Origin of the sequence: Lyngbya confervoides BDU141951 (genome assembly GCF_000817775.3) — a bacterium.
Classification (GTDB): Bacteria; Cyanobacteriota; Cyanobacteriia; order Thermosynechococcales; family Thermosynechococcaceae; genus Lyngbya; species Lyngbya confervoides.
Genome location: NZ_JTHE03000098.1, coordinates 1 through 17,242, shown reverse-complemented (window position 1 = coordinate 17,242; position 17,242 = coordinate 1). Strand labels below are relative to the sequence as shown.

The window sequence follows — 17,242 nt, the reverse complement described above, 5'->3', positions numbered from 1 at the left end:
GAGGGCGGCTGTGCCAGCGGCAATGCTAACCGTCACCGTTAGCCCATAGTCAATCATCAGGGCGCTGGCCGCCACCAGGCCAGGATAGAGCCCCAGATTCTGGGAGGCTACGGTGTAGGCGCCTCCGCCACTGGGATAGGCTCGAATCGTTTGACGATAGGAGAGCGTGATGATGCTGAGCAGGGCCACAATGCCCAGGCCCAGCGGCAGCGAGAGGCTCAGGGCGGCGCTGCCCGCCAGAATCAGGACGTAAAGAATTTCCTCCGTGGCATAGGCCACCGAAGACAGGGCATCGGAGGACAGAATGGCCAGCGCTGCCGGGTTGCTCAAGCGTTCATGGATTTGAGCGTCACTGGGCAGAGTCCGACCAATCAGCTTGCGCTTGATCTTTTGATAGAACCCCATGGACGAACCTTTGGCTACTCCGGTTGTCCCTGAAGTTCATCCCTCGCAGACGCCGTTAAGGAATGGTTCAAGTGATCCTCTATCCGCTGCAGGCGTTCAGCTTGCTGCTGTAACAGTTCACAAATTTCGACCACCTCAAACTCCCTCAGCAGGTTCATTTTGTCGTGTAACAGCTCAATTTCTAGCTCCGCCTTCAGGTTTACCTCAAAGTCGTGCTTGGCTTCCTCGCGATCGATATCCGCTTGACGGTTCTGACTCATCATAATAATCGGCGCGGCATAGGCAGCCTGAAAGGAGAGCGCTAAGTTTAACAAAATGAAAGGGTAAGGATCCCAATGGGACACCGCGGCCACCACGTTTAGGATAATCCACAGGGTCAGCACGCCGCTTTGCAGGATGATGAATCGCCAGGACCCCATGGTTGCCGCCACCTTGTCTGCAATGCGATCGCCCAGGGTTGGAGGCCGCTTCGGGGGATTTTGGGCCGGACTTCGCTCGCGCAGCTTTTGGAGCAATCGATACTCCTCCTGACTCACCCGAGTTCGTCGCAGCTTATGGTGATTGGGTTTATAGCTCATGATTGTGAGGAGGAAGGGAACGGGTTGCCTGGAGTTTTTGCTGTTCCCCGCAAGACCGCTGCCAGGGCAGTTCTGCGAGCCTGGTGCAGATGTACAGCCACAGGAAGCCAATGCCATAGCCGCCAATGACATCGCTGGGCCAATGCACGCCCAGATACAGACGACTGAGTCCAATGGCCAGGATTAATATGCTGACAATGCTGTAAACCAGCACACGCCAGCGGGGATATCTGCGAGCGCAAAGGTAGGCCAGAAATCCATAGAGCACCATGGATCCAAGGGCGTGACCACTGGGATAGCTGTAGGTTATTTCATGAATCACTGGCGTCCACAACTGGGGGCGGGGTTTGCTAAAGACCAGTTTGAGGCCGGTGCTCAGGATGGCTCCTCCCAAGGCGCAAATTGTCAAGACATAGGCTTCATGCCTGCGGTGTCGCCACCATAAGCCCAGCAGACAAATGCCCGTTAGCGGCACCACAAAGCCCGGATTTCCCAGTTGAGTGATTGCCTGCATGATCCGATCTAAATCCGGTGAGGCCCAGCGGTGAATGGCCAGCAACAGCGTGGTATCAAACCGGAAGGATTCCTGCTCCAGCACTTCGTTGGAAAGTTTCGCAATCCCAATTAATGTTCCCAGGCACACCAGCAGTCCGCCAAAGCCCAGGGTCGCGATGAGTGGCTTCAGGGTCAGATGCAGGCGAGTGACCCCATGGGTGACAAGGTTTTCCCCAGCGTCTTTCATCCGCACCCCAAATTACCGCATATCTTCTGTCGTGGCCTGACCATTGTTCAGGTAAAGAATGCGATCGGCAATCTCCTGAATTCGGTAGTCGTGGGTGACCACCAGGACGGTACAGTGCTTTTCTCGGGAGAGCTGTTGGAGCAGTGCCGCAATTTCGTAGCCCCGATCTCCATCCAGGGATGCGGTGGGTTCATCGGCCATGATTAAATCGGGACTGCCCACCAAGGCCCGAGCGATCGCCACCCGCTGTTTTTGTCCCCCCGAAAGTTGATGGGGAAAATACGGTTCCTTTCCCGCCAGTCCCACCTGAGTTAACAGATCCTGAGCCTGTTCCTGGGCGGCAGCGCCTCGCAGGCCTTTATATTTCATCACAAAGTCAAGATTCTCCTGCACCGTTAACGCGGGGAACAAATTAAAATCCTGAGCCACAAAGCCAATATGCTGGAGCCGAAATTTTTCTCGCTCTCGGCGAGATAGCTTGGGTAGAGATTGACCCAGTAAGCATACCTCCCCGGAGGTGGGGGTTAACAGTCCCGCCAGGATTAAAAGCAGCGTTGTTTTGCCCGATCCAGAGGGCCCCATCAAAAACTGAATGCTGGCAGGTGCCACGCACAGATTAATCCCCTTTAAAACCTGTTCTGACCCCGCGAGAGACGAATAGGTCATGGTGATATCCTGTGCCCTGATGGCGGGGAGAGTTTCAGATTGAAGGGTTTGAGTTGTGGTTGAGGTCGTCATCATTCGCTACAGTCTCACCCCTAAGCACTAAAAACAACAGCGGGGTCGACCTGGGTGACCCTTTGCAACGCAAACAGCGCTGAGGTAGTACACATCACCACGGTCATTCCAAAAATCGCAATTCCCATGCCAGGCGTGATCAGAATGATCACCCCCTTAAAAACGGAGGTCCAAGCGCCCAACGCCAAACATAGGGTCATACTGGGCACATAGCCTAGCAGCGCCATCCAAAGTGCTTGCTCAATGACGATGGCGTAGGTGTCCCGATCCGATAGGCCAATTGCCTTGAGGGTGCCAAATTCCCGCAAGTGGTCTTTCACGGAGGCATAGAGAATTTGACTGACAATCACCACCCCCACGATGATGCCCACCGCAGCCCCCAGGCCGAGAATAAACACAATACTGGTTCGCTGTACCCAGTAGGACTGAATCTTTTGCATTAACTCACGGCGGGTGTAGGCTTGAGTATCGGGTAAGGCAGAGTTCAGTCTCTGCTTGATCAACTGGAGATTCTCGCCAGGTTTTGCTTGAACCAAAATATAGGTGATATTATCTCTGGCCCCGAAAGGCTGGAGTACTGGAGCCTGGGGCGCAGCATTCGCCCTGGGTAAGGTGGCGCTTCCGTAGACTTTTGCAGAGGCCAAGGAGGTAAACAACAGCGGATCGTAGGCCGTTGATTGAATATGGTGGGCCAAGCCTAATAACTTTGCCTGAACGGACCCAATAGCAGCTTTATCGCCAACTTTTTTAAGATTCAGGGCTCCCAGATTGATGTGATCGGTAATCAGGCTATAGGGCTGGCTTAACTGCTGCAAACTAGTTTCACTCAACGCTCCAGGGGAGAGGAGTTTGCCCTGGGGATCTAGTCCTACCACAGTAACGGGAGCAATCCTTTGCTTAGCGTCTCGCCACAGGGCATTGCGCAGCAGGAGAGGTTCGGCTCGCTCCACTCCGGCAACGGCCTGTGCCTGATTCAGTTGAGGGTAGGGAAGCGGCAGGGTTAAAGTCAAACTCACCATATCCTTGGAAGCCACCCATAGATCCGCCTGGGAATCTTGCACCATCAAAGAGGTTGATCGCAGAAAGCCTCGAAGAATTCCAATCTGGATGGTCACCAGGCTAACGGCAAACACAATGCCTGCCTGGGCCATCAGCAGTCGGGGTATGTCATTAAATAGGTTTTTGCGTGCCAGTGAAGTCATGACGGGTCCTTTCCATCAGAGATCAATTAAGACGGATCGTGGTGTGAGCGTTTTGACGGTGCTTTCCGCCTTTTGACAGGCCCCTAGACTCAGGGTGGAGAGGAGAAGAAGAACTAGTAAAATCTTAGGTTTGAAGCGCATGGGGGTAATTTTCTCCTGATTTTGAGGATTGATTACTCTCCATACTCTATTGCTTGAGTATGTACAAGAAATGACGAAGCAATATCGATTCTGTGTCAACCCGTCATTGCTTTCAGCCACCATGAGGACTGCTGCTGCCAAACCCAGAACGCTGCCGATTAAGCAGCCTCTAAAGATTCCTAGGACGCGAAGGGAAGCGTTGCCTGACAGCGGGGAAATTGGCGGATTAGCGTGAATGCGATGGCAGCCGATATTGATTCAACATGGTTTTGGCAAAACTGGCCAGGGGCACTGCAGTCACTAGTCCTAACAGGCCTCCTAATTTAAATCCCAGGAGCAATGCGGCCAAAATCCACACCGGATTAAGTCCGGTAAATTTACCCAGAATTTGAGGGGCGACAATATTTTCAATACATTGATCAATCAAGATCCCCACTGCTAGCACCCGCAGCCCCAGCCAGATGCTCTTTAATGCCGTCAAACTGGCTACCAGGGCAATGCCCAGGGGGGTGCCAAAGGGAAAAATGGCTAAAACTCCGACCCCCAGCCCAAAGAGTAAGCCGAAGGGAATCTGAATGAACACAAAGGCCAGGGTCATGGTGATCCCCATTAAAAAGGCCAGGGAGAATTGCCCCACAAAATAGTTGTGGAAATTTTGACGCAAGGCTACTCGTACTTGTTCGCGATGGCTTGCAGGAAGAGACTGCAGCAGCCCTGCCCAGATTTGATCGCCATGGATCAGCAGATAAAAGGTCACAACCCCCGTGAGCAGCAAATTAAATAGCCCCCCAACGGTACTCAGCAACAGTTCAAGAATTTGGCTTCCGCCCGCTTGAAGTTGCGTGGCTAAGCGATCTTCAAGCTGACTAATCCAATGGGTTAGATCAATCGACCAGCGCTGGGCGATCGCCCAGCGTTGAAACGCCTGGAGTTGCAGCGTGCCAGATTCAATCCATTCAGGAAGACGCCTAAACAGCTCATTACCTTGATCGAGCAAGACGGGAACGAGCGAAATCCCCACCAGGGCGACCAGACTGACTCCAAACAGTAAGATGGCCAGGACTGCAGCGATGCGCGGAACCCGGAAGCGCTGTAGGGCTTTGACCGGGTAATTCAGAATAAAGGCAAGCAAAGCTGCTGAGGCAAAAATTGTCACCAAGGATTGCAAATAAGCCAATATTTGCAAGGCCACCCAGACGTTCAGCACCAGCAGAGGTAAGGCCATTCCCCAGTAAAACCAAGGTGGTAATGGGCGAGAGGGGGACATGGGGTCGGGAGAACACCAGGATGGTCGTCTAAATTGTATTCATAAATTGGGCGATCGCCTGATTAATTAAATCTGGATATTCAGCGATTACCATCAGCGCTGGGGTGATTGCCTGACCCCGCGAACTTCGATACAGATTTGAATTTGACAAGGCTGCAAACTGCGATCGCCAATTTAATCGACTTCCCAGGCCGCCTTGCAGAAACACCAGGGCCGGTGACTGTCCTGGTGTGAAACTACTCCTGATCTCCACACCAGGCCGCCCCAGAAGACGCTGTCCCATTAATTCTTGAGAGGTTTTAAGATTCATCGCGGTCCTTCCTTCGATTCCAGGGAGATCCTGGGGCTCCTTTAATCTCGATTCTCGTGCAAGTGATGTTGACGGCCCCGTTGAACAAGGATCAAGCGAGGATGATCGCGTTCCATGGAGAGGGACAACCAAGTTCGCACCACCAGCAGGCAGGCCAGGGTCAGCAAAAATATGCAGCTCACCAAGACCTGGGGCCAGGGAATTTCAAGGAGCCCCTTCACAATCACCTCCCGCAAAATGGACACGATGGAGACTTCCACCGTCACGCCAATGGAGACTCGCTTTTCCTTTAAGTAAATGATCAAAAGTCTGAACAGTTCGACCAGGATGAGGAGAAACAAAATGTCGGCGGTCACCACGGACAGCTTCAAGGGAGGAAGCAAGGAGAGATACATATTTCGTAGCTGAATAATCATGAAGCTAAACAGGCCGAAACAGAGTAAAACAATGATCAGGTCTTGAACCAGCTCCAGTGTCGCCACTAAGTTTTTGCGGTTTATCCAATCCTCCGGTCGTTTACTGTCAAAATTCATCAGATGTTGGATAGACATAGGTTGCTCTCGATAGATCAAAAGGGTAAAAGATTCTTACCCTGGATTCAGGCTCTTGGCCGATGACCTTAACAAGGGTCTTTGTCATTGCTATGTCGAATTCGTGACAGCAACGGATATTAGAATATGTCAGAGAAAATCAAAGAATATTAGAGAATATCAACGGATCTTAGAGACCCTCCTTTCAGGGGATTGGAGAAGGACGTTGAATCCTACATTAAAAAAGCTCCAAGCAAGTTGACCTGGAGCGTACTCAATATGAGGAGCTATCTATTGAGTATAGAGCGAATTATCTATATTTTTGAGATAACGAGTTGATTTTACCGACTCGGGAGATGACTAGCCAGCCATTTCCCGGTGTCTGTGCCCATTGCAAAGGCATTTTTATGGGAGCCTTCAGACTTTGGCACATTCGTGGAAGGCGAAGAGCTTGGGGATGGATTATCCTCAGGGGTCTTTTCCTTCCCGCAAGCGCCTAAGCCAAGGCTGGCCAGTATCAGCACAAAAAATATTGTCTTTGTAGGTTTGATCATGGACTGTCCCTCCCCTCACAACGGGTTTACAGAGAAGTGATGTTTAGGTACTAAAATAGAGGGTAAAAGCTGGCTGTGTCCTGGGGATGATGAAATTGTGTCAACTCTGTGTCAGGAGGTTCTGATTTAGGGGACTTGGCTCCAAACTTTCCTGCCAGCAGATTGGTCATGCAATGGATCTGTTGCTGTGCGAAATGGGCAAACCAAACTCAACTTGATTGATGCATAAGCCGTTCAGGAGTGCAGATTTCTCGGCTAAAAACAACAAATCTCGCGCCACCACTCGTTTCCAGAAGCTTGAGGCGATCGCCCTCCTTCCGTCGCTTGGGTGTGATCAAGATGCGATCGCCATTCTGGAAGGGGGGGCCTGAGTTCCAGCCTTGCCTCTGAGATGAGAACTTTCTCATCTAACTTTAACCAAACTTTTATTGAAGGGAACGACGCTAGAGTCTATTCACAGATTAGCCTTTGTGATTCAGATGTCTAGGAGTTGATGTCCATGAAATTCAGTCGTCCATATCGGGAGCAAACTGCCCAGCGATCTTATCGGCAAGCGGCGTGGGGTCAACATTCTGGGTATGGTCTTTCACAAAGTCGATCAGAGCGGAATAGCCGAAGATATCGGGTTGTGTTGTATTCCCACGATACGATGGGGCTAGGCCATAAACGTCGGAATCAGTTAATTGCCCAAATATTGAGTGATTCGGCCTTGCCGATTGATATTTTACTGATTAGTGGCATGAAAGAGGCGACGCGTGAAGCACTACCGCGGGGAGTAGATTACATTACGCTGCCTGCGCTGCAGAAAAATGAACAAGGGCAGTATGGTGCCAGATCATTAGGCTTATCCCTCACATCCATTATTCAGCTTAGATCTCAAATTATTCGCGCTGCCATCATTGAATATCAACCGGATTTACTGATTGTCGATAATGTGCCTCGGGGTGCGGTGCGAGAGCTGGATGCTACCTTAGACTATGTGAAAACACAAACTCATATCCGCTGCGTGCTGGGATTGCGTGATATTCTTGATACCCCTGACGTGGTCCAACGAGATTGGCAACGTGCAGAAAATGAAGCGGCCATTCGACGGTACTATGACGCCATCTGGATCTATGGAGACCCAAAAGTTTATGACCTCACTCAACAGTACCATTTTGCCGTCGATACGCGCGCAAAAATGAAATCGTTGGGATATCTTGACCAACGTCAACGGCTGCGTCATATGGGTGCGAGTCAGCTCAAACAAGTGCAAAGCCTGAACCTGCCGGACAAAGATTTTGTGTTGGGGGTTGTGGGAGGCGGTCAAGATGGGGCGGATTTGGCGATCGCTTTTGCCAAGGCTTCATTGCCAAAAGGACTGAGCGGGGTGCTTATAACCGGGCCATTTATGCCCTTAGAGGTCAAAAAAAGAGTCCAGGCGATCGCCGAGAAAAGACCAAACTTTTATCTGGTTGATTACCTGGAAGAGCCCACCTACTTAATGAAAAGAGCCAGTCGAGTGGTTGCGATGGGCGGCTATAACACCACCTGTGAGATCTTGTCGTTTCAAAAAAAAGCGTTAATTGTGCCAAGGGTGACTCCTCGTCAAGAGCAGTGGATTCGAGCTGAGCAACTGCAAAAACTAGGACTTTTGGATACTCTGCATCCCAGTAAAATTTCGCCCAAAAAACTATCGAGTTGGCTGAAACAACCCATGAAAGGTGTGAAATCTCGTCAGGTTATACAGATGAATGCAGCTCAAAATATTGTGAATGAAGTTCAACGACTGTTGTGTGATGTCTCGCTCCCTAAAGCCTGTTAGTCCAATCCTGGTTGCATATCTATCGAAGAGAATGGAAGGCTTACTATGTCTATTGCTTATGTTGTGAAACGCTATCCGCGCTATTCAGAAACCTTTATTGTTAATGAAATTTTAGCCCATGAAGCGGCAGGGTTGGACTTACATATTTTTGCGCTGCGTCCGCCCTCAGATACTCATTATCAGGATAAGATTTCCCGCGTCAAGGCTCCGGTGATTTATTTGGCAAAGCCGACCCAAGGAAGACTTCATCCTGGAATGCCAACGACACAGCCCTCAGCTGCGACCTTCTTTTGGTCAGAGTTACAGGCGACGGCAGAAATAATTCCAGATATTTGGATCCGTTTGGAACAAGCTCGGGGAGAACGAGCAACCACCGTCTATCAGGCGTTATGGCTGGCCCAAGAAATTTATCAACGGGGGATTACCCACCTCCATGCCCATTTTGCTTCGATGGCCACCAGTGTGGCTCGCTTGGCGGCTCATTTCGCTGGGATTACCTATAGCTTTACTGCCCATGCCAAGGATATTTTTCATGACGATGTTGTCCCCCAAGATTTGTCCCGCAAACTGAAAGATGCCTCGGCAATCATCACCGTCAGTGACTACAACCAAGCCTATTTACATCATCAATATGACGTGAATGCCCAAGGGGTCACCCGAATTTACAATGGCATGGACTTGGATGAGTTGAATTATGCCTTTAGAACCAATCGATCTGAAATTCCTAAAATTTTAGCTGTTTCCAGGTTGGTTGAGAAAAAGGGGCTATCGGATTTGATTGCAGCCTGTCAAATCTTACGAGATCAGGGTCGTTTATTTCATTGTCAAATCATCGGGACTGGCCCCTTGGAGTCAGCCCTGCGATCGCAACTGGAATGCTTACATCTACAAGATTGGGTTGAAATTTTGGGGCCCCGTCCTCAAGGAGAAGTCTTTGCCCAAATGCAACAAGCAGACCTCTTTGTCGCGCCCTATGTGATTGCCTCAGACGGGAATCGGGATGGACTTCCGACGGTCTTACTAGAAGCCATGGCGTTGGGAACGCCCTGTGTCGCCACAGCGGTGACCGGGATTCCCGAAATTATTCGCGATCGCACCACAGGCTTGTTAGTGCCCCAACGTGATCCCGTTTCCTTAGCCCAAGCATTGGACACCTTACTGGGTGATCCAATCCTGCGAGAATCCATTGCCCAGCAAGCTCGTCGTTTAATTGAACAAGACTTTGATATTCATCAAAACGCCGCTCAGTTGAGATCCTATTTCAAGGATCCGCAGATGACCGTTTCCGATCTTCAGGAGGTTTAGCCATGAAAATTGCCTATATTTGCGCTGATCCTGGCGTACCTGTGTTTGGACACAAGGGAGGCTCCATTCACGTTCAAGAGGTGATTCGCGCAATCCAAAAGCAAGGTGCCACGGTTGAATTGATCGCTGCCAAACTCGGGGGAGACGCTCCCGCAGACCTCCAATCTCTAACGGTGCATCAGCTACCTCCAGTTCCAAAAGGGATTCCCCTGGCTCAACGAGAGCAAAACTTGCTGGCAATCAACGATGAGATAGCCAAAATCTTAGCCGTGGCGGGTGCCTATGATTTGATTTATGAACGCTATTCTCTGTGGTCTTATGCCGGAATGGAATTTGCTGATGCTCGGGGCATTCCAGGGTTTCTAGAAGTCAATGCTCCCCTCATTGAAGAACAAGCAAAACATCGGAGATTGGAGAATCGCCAGGCAGCCGAGAAGGTGGCCCGCCGAGCCTTTTCCTCTGCAACCCAATTGATGGCCGTCTCCCAGGAAGTCAAAGGTTATCTTTTGAACTGGGTCAAGGGCGATCGCATTCAGGTGATTCCCAATGGGGTGGATGGGAGTCGTTTTGCCCCACAATCTGAACGGAGGCCAGACTCCTCTCCTTTTACCGTGGGGTTTGTGGGTACACTCAAGCCTTGGCACGGTTTAGAACACCTGATCGACGCCTTTGCCCAACTCCAGCACCAAGTTCCCCGGGCTCGCTTGCTGATTGTGGGAGAGGGGCCACAGCGGCAAACCTTAGAGCTGAGAGTTCTTCAACAAGGATTAGAAGACAAGGTGCAATGGACAGGGGCCGTACCCCCGACCCAAATTCCGGATTGCTTGCGTCAGATGACGGTTGCGGTTGCCCCCTATCCGCCCCTAGATGATTTTTATTTTTCACCCTTGAAGGTGATGGAATATATGGCGGCAGGATTACCTGTTGTTGCCAGTCAACTGGGGCAGATTGAAGAAATCATCACAGATGGCGTGACGGGACTCCTCTGCCCACCGGGAGAGAGTTATCCCCTCTCTCAAACGCTAGAGCGCCTGTGGCGATCGCCCCACCTCTGTCGTCGTCTAGGAACTGCCGCACGACAAAGAGTGCTTACTCACTACACCTGGGACTCTGTGGCACAACGCATTCTAAGTCTTGCCCATGCTGAACGCTCCCTCAGGCAGCAAGTCCAGACCCCGTCCAAAATTTTGATCAACTCATGATGCAACAGCTATTGAAGCCTCAAGAGGTCCCTGGCCTTGGGAAATTGATTGTGCGTTTCTGGCCTCAAATTCGCGAACAGTGGCCGTTACTGACTCTTTCGGTTCTCACCTTGCTGGCTGATGTTGGACTTCGGGTTCTAGAGCCATGGCCCCTCAAAGTTCTCGTGGACTACGTTTTAGTCCCCAAACAGTCCAGTGATCATTGGCTGGACCTCGATCCTGTTTGGTTGCTAACGGCAACGGCGATGAGTGTGATCTTGATTGCGAGCCTGAGGGCGATCGCCACCTACTGGAACACCGTGAGTTTAGCGATTGTCGGCAGTCGCGTCATGACCCAGGTGCGCGATCAGCTCTATGGCCATCTTCAGCAGTTATCCTTGCGCTACCATAGCCAAGCTCGCAGTGGCGATTTAATTGTGCGTGTGAGCAGTGATGCCAGCCGTCTGCAAGAAATTCTCCTCACAGCCGCCTTGCCGCTAATGGTGAGTCTTTTAAGCTTGACGGGCATGGTTGGGGTTATGGCTTGGCTAGATCTCAAATTGACGCTGTTATCCTTACTGACCTTTCCGGTCTTTTGGTTTGCGGCCACTCGCCTCAGCCATCGAATTCGCCAAGTCTCCTTGCGCCAGCGGCAACAGGAAGGTCAAGTGGCTTCAACCGCAGCAGAATCCTTAGGTGCCATTAAGCTCATTCAATCGTTATCCCTTGAGGAGCCCTTTGCCCATTTATTTTCACAGCAGAATCAAAAAAGTTTAACGGAGAGTATTGAGACGAAACGGCTTGCGGCCCATTTAGAACGCACTGTTGATGTCATCATTGCGGTGGGAACGGCTCTGGTGATGGGCTATGGGGCAAAGCTTGTGATTGCCGATGCGCTCACCCCTGGTGATGTAATTATTTTTCTAACCTATCTTCGAAATGCCTACAAACCCATTCAAAATTTTGCAAAATATACCGGGCGCTTGGCTAAAGCCGCAGCCTCCGGTGAACGGATTCTCAATGTTTTAGCGGAAGTGCCAGGGGTTCAAGATCGACCAGATGCGATCGCCGCACCGCGTTTACAAGGCGGGGTGGAATTTAAGGCGGTGCATTTTCAGTATCAACCAGGATTGCATACCCTAAAGGGACTCTCTTTTAAGGCCGCTCCAGGTCAGAAAATTGCCCTCGTTGGCCCCTCAGGAAGTGGCAAATCGACCTTGATGAGCTTAATTTTACGTCTGTACGACCCCTCTCAGGGACAGATTCGCATTGATGGTCAAGATATCTGTCGGTATCGTCTCCATAGCCTACGTTCCCAGATTTCTGTGGTTTTACAGGAGAGCCTTCTGTTTGCCGCCACCATCCGTGAAAATATTGCCTATGGAATATCAGGATGCTCCCAAGCAGATATTGAAGCGGCGGCACGGTTGGCCGATGCCCATGAGTTTATTACCGCCTTACCGGAAGGCTACGACACGGTGGTAGGGGAACAGGGATCCACCCTGTCCGGTGGGCAACGGCAACGAATTGCGATCGCCCGTGCGGCCATTCGACAAACACCCATTCTCATTTTGGATGAGCCCACCAGTGGTTTGGATAATGTCAGTGAGCAAAGGATTTTGCAGGCGCTTGATCAACTCTCTCGTAACCGCACGACGTTTTTGATTACCCATGATTTACACCTGGCAATATCAGCCGATCAGATTCTCTATTTGGATCAGGGACAAATTATCGAGCAGGGAACCCATGCAGAACTCCTGCAAAAGAACGGATCCTATGCCACCCTCTTCCAGATACAATCCGCTCTCCAGCCCAACTTAACCTATGCTTGCTAAGCTTTGCGATCCCAAAATTCCACACTTGCCGGAGGCCCTGAATTGCAACATTGCCCAGCTAAAACTCAGCGAAGCCCTAGCCCAACCCGTTCAGGTGTCCTCTGCTCAACTTCTGCGTCATAAGGAAGGGCGGCGGGCGTTAATTGCCTATCAAGTCTCCATCAAGACCCAAGAAATCAGCATCTTAGGAAAAATTCGAGCCAAGGGGCTGGATCAATATTCCTATCAGCTTCAACAAACTTTGTGGGAGAGCGGATTTTCGGCAATCAACTTAGAGGGGTTAGCCGTTCCTGAACCCCTGGGACTGATCCCGTCTTGGGAGATGTGGCTCCAGCGACAGGTTCCTGGGATAAGCCTGACCCGACTGTTAGGAACGTCAGTGGGACTACGGATCATGCCGCAGGTTGCCCAACTTGCTTTCAAGCTCCATCAGAGTGGGATTCCAACCAGGAAAACCCATAGTATTGACAATGAACTTTCTATTTTACGCCATCGCCTAGATCAACTCTCTCAAGCTTGTCCACAATGGACTAAACGCTTAGAGAATTTATTATGTGTATGCGAACGTCTGGGTCAGCGCATTAGTGATCTAGCACTACCGGAAACCCTCATTCATCGGGATTTTTACCCCGATCAAATTTTGGTAGAGGGCGATCGCCTTTGGCTCGTAGATTTAGATCTGTGCTGTCAAAGTCATGCAGCCATTGACTTAGGGAACTTCATGGCCCACATTAGAGAGCATAGTTTGCGCTATTATGCTTCACTGGATCAACTAGAGCCGTGGATTGATGCCTTTCTTAAGCCCTATCTAGATTCGTATCAGATCCACACTTGTGCGATGCAGCCTCACGCAGTTGGCGAGTTGCAGCGCCTGCGGACTGCCATCAAAATCTATACCTGGCTAACCCTAGTGCGTCATATCTCCATTAGTTGGCAGATTTCAGATCGACGAGGCTGGACGGAACACCTCCTGGGCTATTGTGAGTGGTCTGCTCTCGCGCTTTAAATGTAGCCCCGACTACATTCATGAGATGCTTCTCATCAAAGATTTAATTTCATTTCATCTTGAAACTCAATAATCAATGATGTCCACTTCAATGGTATTTCAATCATGAAAAAGCTTGTATCAGGAATTTCACTTCTTGCCATGAGTCTGACCTCTACCCTGGGCTATACAAATCCTAGCTATGCTGAGGAAATTAGCTGCCAAAGCACTTTAGGTGCCATAACAGTGGATAACGTCAAAGTTCCTCCAGGCAAAACCTGCATCTTGAACGGGACGAAAGTCAAGGGGAATATTGTCGTGGGTAATAATGCGACCCTGCGAGCTAATGCCATCCAGGTGAACGGAAATATTCAGGCAGAAGGTGCAACATATGTGGAGGTTATCTCGAACTCTCGGGTGGGTGGAAGCATTCAGCTCAAGCAAGGTCAGCGTGCTCGTTTGGTGGGCAACAGAGTGACAGGCAGTATTCAACTTGAATCGAATCGTGGCACCTTGGTGAGTAACAGCAATATGGTTGGATCGGATTTACAAGCCTTCCAAAACACAGGCGGGGTGACGCTTCGGAGCAACCGGATTGACGGAAACCTCCAGTGTAAGGAGAATCGTCCGGCTCCTGTGGGTGGAGGCAATATTGTTCAAGGGAGTAAAGAGGATCAATGTCGCAGACTTTAGGGATAAAAATAGTTTGATTCCCTGGTGTTTGAATTCAAGCTCGTCGATCGAGAGGAAAAAGAGAAAGGAACCGTGTAAGATACCTAATAATGTCACAAGGTTCCTTTTTCTTATCTTCCATATTCTGTTGTGAAGGATGATGAAACATACGTTACTGAGCCTGTTGGGAATTTTGATCGCAGTAAATGTGGCCCCTGCGAGTTATGCTCAAGTGGTTCAATGTAAAGGTGTCTTAGGCAAGATCACTGTGGTGTCCATTCATGTGCCTACCAATCACCAATGTGTCTTGAAAGGAACGACTGTTAAGGGAAATGTCACTGTGGATCGAAATGCAAGACTACTCGCGTCAGATGTTACAATACAGGGAAATGTCTTAGCTAAAGATGCACTATATCTAGATCTTGGTAGTTTGTCCGAAGTCAAGGGATTCATTCAAAGACCCGCGCTCTTAAGAAACCCATGGCCCTAGAGTTCTGGCGTAAGTGCAGACAGCAAGCCGCACAAAAATGGTCTCTGCTCGCGGCTCAGTTGTTGTCAGTTCGCGCAAGGGTATTTTTCTGGTATCTTCTATTGCTCTCTGGTTTTCTGCTATTGTCGCTGCCGATTATGCTGAAATTAGTGGCTGATGATATTAATACCCGCGTTCAAAAAGATTTAAGAGAAGATATTAAGTTATTTCAAGATCTTCTGCGAGATGATGCTGAGGTTAAAAGTCGTCTGGGAATAACGGAGACCTCTATTGATTATCCAGACACACCGATTGATTTGATTGAGCTTTTCAATCTTTACCTTGCGCGTCGCGTCCCTGAAGACGACACATTTTTGATTGGTATTATCGGGGAAGATTTTTATCGATCAAGCCCAGAAGCGCTTCCCAAGGAAATTTCTGCTAGTTCCAAACTCATTCGAAAACTATCCCAGACAAATGTTTTGATGACGGGATTGGATCCTTATCCAAACTCTGTAACAGGGGATATTCTGTATAAAGTTTTACCGATTCAAAATTCTAATCGGGAAATATTAGGTCGCTTTATTGTTGTCCATGCTGTGGCGGGAGAACAACAAGAAGCGCTTTCTAGCCTCAATATTGTCTTTCTAACCCTGTTGGGGGTGTTTGCATTGTCGATTCTGGTCAGTGCGGCCATCGCGGGGCGGGTTCTTTCCCCGCTGAAAACGATTTTGGCAGTATCCCGTGATATTAATGAATCTAATCTCACCAAACGTATTCCCATTTCAACCAAGGGGGAACTCGCTGACTTAGCCCAGTCCATTAATTCCATGATGGATCGGTTGGAAAGGGCTTTCCGCGATCAACGTCAGTTTCTCAATGATGCGGGACATGAACTGCGAACACCTATCACCATTATCCAAGGCCACCTAGAACTCCTAGATACCTCAACTTTACCCCCTGAAGATCAAGAAACGATGGCATTAGTGCTTGATGAGCTAGGGCGAATGGGTCGAATGGTTCAGGATTTATCTTTGCTTGCAAAATCTGAACGCCCGGATTTTCTGCGCTTAGAATCCATTGATCTCAAGTCCTTTACTTCAGAGGTCTTTCAGCGGATGATCAGCCTGACTGCCGAACCCCGCCAGTGGCAATTCGAGGCAACTGTGCAGGGGCAATTCATTGGCGATCGCCAACGGCTGATTCAAGCGCTTCTCAATCTTGCCCAGAATGCAGTGCAACATACCCAATTGGATGATCTCATTGGCTTTGGTGCCCAGACGACGGCTCAATCTCTTTGTTTTTGGGTACAAGATACTGGCGAAGGCATTAGGGCAGAGGATCAAATTCGAATTTTTGAGCGTTTTGAGCAAGGCCATCAACGCACTCGCAATCGAGAGGGATCTGGACTGGGTTTATCCATTGTGCAAACGATTGCCAAAGCTCATGGAGGACGAATCACCGTTGAGAGCGAACCTGATCATGGTGCAAAATTTGTGATGACACTGCCCCTGAAATCAAAGAGTGTGAGATTCGCATGAGTCAAATTTTAGTGATTGAAGACGAGCCGAGAATCGCTTCTTTTGTGGAAAAAGGACTCAAAAGTGAAGGATATGCAGTGACGCTTTCGGAAACTGCTGCAGAGGGCATTAACTGGGCGACTCAACTGAATTTTGATTTGGTAATTTTGGATCTGGGCTTGCCCGATCAAGACGGGTTAGAGGTTTTGCAAACTCTGAAAGGCCAAGGGGTAAAGACACCTATTATCATTCTCACCGCTCGAGATGATATTGATGATAAAGTGACGGGTTTAGAGTTGGGGGCTGATGACTATATGACTAAACCCTTTAGTTTTAAGGAATTGCTAGCACGGATAAAAGTGCGATTAAGAATAAGCCAAAGCGAGAGTCATCAAAGCCCTTCGACCCTGCGCGTCGGCTCCGTTGTTCTAGATTTAAAGTCGCGAAAAGCAAAGCTGGGGGATGAATGGATTGAACTCCCCACCCGCGAATTTACGTTGGCTGAGACATTTTTTCGACACCCAGGCCAAGTGCTAAGCCGTCAGCAACTCTTAGATCAAGTATGGGGATATGACTATGATCCTGGATCGAACATTGTGGATGTGTATGTCGGCTATTTGCGTAAGAGATTAGGAAATAACCTGATTGAAACCGTGAGAGGCGCTGGGTATCGACTCAATGGAGAACTAGACGTACATTGAAGTGGGTAGTCCTGCAAGGGCAAGGATACGGTGTAGTGGTGAATGAAGTACCAGAGAGCACCGATATGGTTTTCTAACTTTAACTCAATTTCACAATCGTCCGGACACTTTTAAGCTTTGAACGGGGGAATAAGGGTTTCAGCCGTTAATTGCCAATGAGAAATCAATACTTTCAGGCTTTGTCTTCAAAAATGGGCTCTTCCGGAGTTGACGTGGTCGACCGCTACGAGACTGATCAGAATTTTGTGTAAGGGAAGTAGAATCCAGTTAACAAAGGAGATTCCCTTATGCCTCGTAAAAAAC

General features: G+C 49.5%; 16 protein-coding genes and 1 pseudogene. 9 read left to right on the top strand and 8 right to left on the bottom strand.

From position 1 onward, the window contains the following. The 8 genes and pseudogenes from QQ91_RS16785 to QQ91_RS16750 form a co-directional block, all read right to left on the bottom strand. Positions 1-405 (bottom strand): annotated as a pseudogene (locus tag QQ91_RS16785) (amino acid permease); the annotation flags it as partial. A 14-nt stretch (positions 406-419) separates the two neighbouring features. Further along, positions 420-983, bottom strand: coding sequence for a DUF1003 domain-containing protein (locus tag QQ91_RS16780; protein ID WP_166283262.1), 564 nt, complete (start codon positions 981-983; stop codon positions 420-422). Further along, a complete protein-coding gene (locus QQ91_RS16775; RefSeq protein WP_166283260.1) occupies positions 973-1,725 on the bottom strand; it encodes a phosphatase PAP2 family protein in 753 nt (250 codons plus the stop codon). Before QQ91_RS16775 ends, QQ91_RS16780 begins: the two co-directional genes overlap by 11 nt. 12 nt (positions 1,726-1,737) lie before the next feature. Further along, positions 1,738-2,391, bottom strand: a complete 654-nt coding sequence (locus QQ91_RS16770; protein WP_166283258.1) for an ABC transporter ATP-binding protein — start codon at positions 2,389-2,391, stop codon at positions 1,738-1,740. 92 nt (positions 2,392-2,483) lie between these two features. After that, positions 2,484-3,665, bottom strand: a complete 1,182-nt coding sequence (locus tag QQ91_RS16765) for an FtsX-like permease family protein (RefSeq protein ID WP_166283256.1) — start codon at positions 3,663-3,665, stop codon at positions 2,484-2,486. 367 nt (positions 3,666-4,032) lie between these two features. Beyond that, positions 4,033-5,031, bottom strand: coding sequence for an AI-2E family transporter (locus tag QQ91_RS16760; protein ID WP_250833384.1), 999 nt, complete (start codon positions 5,029-5,031; stop codon positions 4,033-4,035). A gap of 70 nt (positions 5,032-5,101) precedes the next feature. Then, positions 5,102-5,383 (bottom strand): hypothetical protein, encoded by a 282-nt coding sequence (locus QQ91_RS16755; RefSeq protein ID WP_166283252.1) that lies wholly within the window; start codon positions 5,381-5,383, stop codon positions 5,102-5,104. A gap of 41 nt (positions 5,384-5,424) precedes the next feature. Then, on the bottom strand, positions 5,425-5,934 hold the full coding sequence (locus QQ91_RS16750) for a phosphate-starvation-inducible PsiE family protein (protein WP_236096219.1): 510 nt from the start codon (positions 5,932-5,934) through the stop codon (positions 5,425-5,427). A gap of 754 nt (positions 5,935-6,688) precedes the next feature. On the opposite strand from QQ91_RS16750, the gene QQ91_RS16745 reads away from it, so the two are divergent. The 9 genes from QQ91_RS16745 (at position 6,689) to QQ91_RS16705 (ending at position 16,939) form a co-directional block, all read left to right on the top strand. Then, positions 6,689-6,838: a hypothetical protein gene (locus QQ91_RS16745; RefSeq protein ID WP_166283250.1), complete on the top strand. Its 150-nt coding sequence runs from the start codon at positions 6,689-6,691 to the stop codon at positions 6,836-6,838. Between the two features lie 338 nt (positions 6,839-7,176). Further along, a complete protein-coding gene (locus QQ91_RS16740) occupies positions 7,177-8,271 on the top strand; it encodes a glycosyltransferase family protein (protein ID WP_166283248.1) in 1,095 nt (364 codons plus the stop codon). A gap of 45 nt (positions 8,272-8,316) precedes the next feature. Further along, positions 8,317-9,576 (top strand): glycosyltransferase family 4 protein, encoded by a 1,260-nt coding sequence (locus QQ91_RS16735; RefSeq protein ID WP_166283246.1) that lies wholly within the window; start codon positions 8,317-8,319, stop codon positions 9,574-9,576. 2 nt (positions 9,577-9,578) lie between these two features. After that, positions 9,579-10,778, top strand: coding sequence for a glycosyltransferase family 4 protein (locus QQ91_RS16730; protein WP_166283244.1), 1,200 nt, complete (start codon positions 9,579-9,581; stop codon positions 10,776-10,778). Between the two features lie 50 nt (positions 10,779-10,828). Then, on the top strand, positions 10,829-12,592 hold the full coding sequence (locus QQ91_RS16725) for an ABC transporter ATP-binding protein (protein ID WP_250833383.1): 1,764 nt from the start codon (positions 10,829-10,831) through the stop codon (positions 12,590-12,592). Then, positions 12,582-13,598 (top strand): phosphotransferase family protein, encoded by a 1,017-nt coding sequence (locus QQ91_RS16720; protein WP_166283242.1) that lies wholly within the window; start codon positions 12,582-12,584, stop codon positions 13,596-13,598. The genes QQ91_RS16725 and QQ91_RS16720 overlap by 11 nt, the downstream gene beginning before the upstream one ends. Positions 13,599-13,703: 105 nt before the next feature. Then, entirely contained in the window at positions 13,704-14,270 is a 567-nt protein-coding gene (locus tag QQ91_RS16715) for a hypothetical protein (RefSeq protein WP_166283240.1), read from the top strand. A gap of 459 nt (positions 14,271-14,729) precedes the next feature. Then, entirely contained in the window at positions 14,730-16,259 is a 1,530-nt protein-coding gene (locus QQ91_RS16710; RefSeq protein WP_166283238.1) for a sensor histidine kinase, read from the top strand. Further along, positions 16,256-16,939, top strand: coding sequence for a response regulator transcription factor (locus tag QQ91_RS16705; RefSeq protein ID WP_166283236.1), 684 nt, complete (start codon positions 16,256-16,258; stop codon positions 16,937-16,939). Before QQ91_RS16710 ends, QQ91_RS16705 begins: the two co-directional genes overlap by 4 nt. Positions 16,940-17,242: the final 303 nt, after the last annotated feature.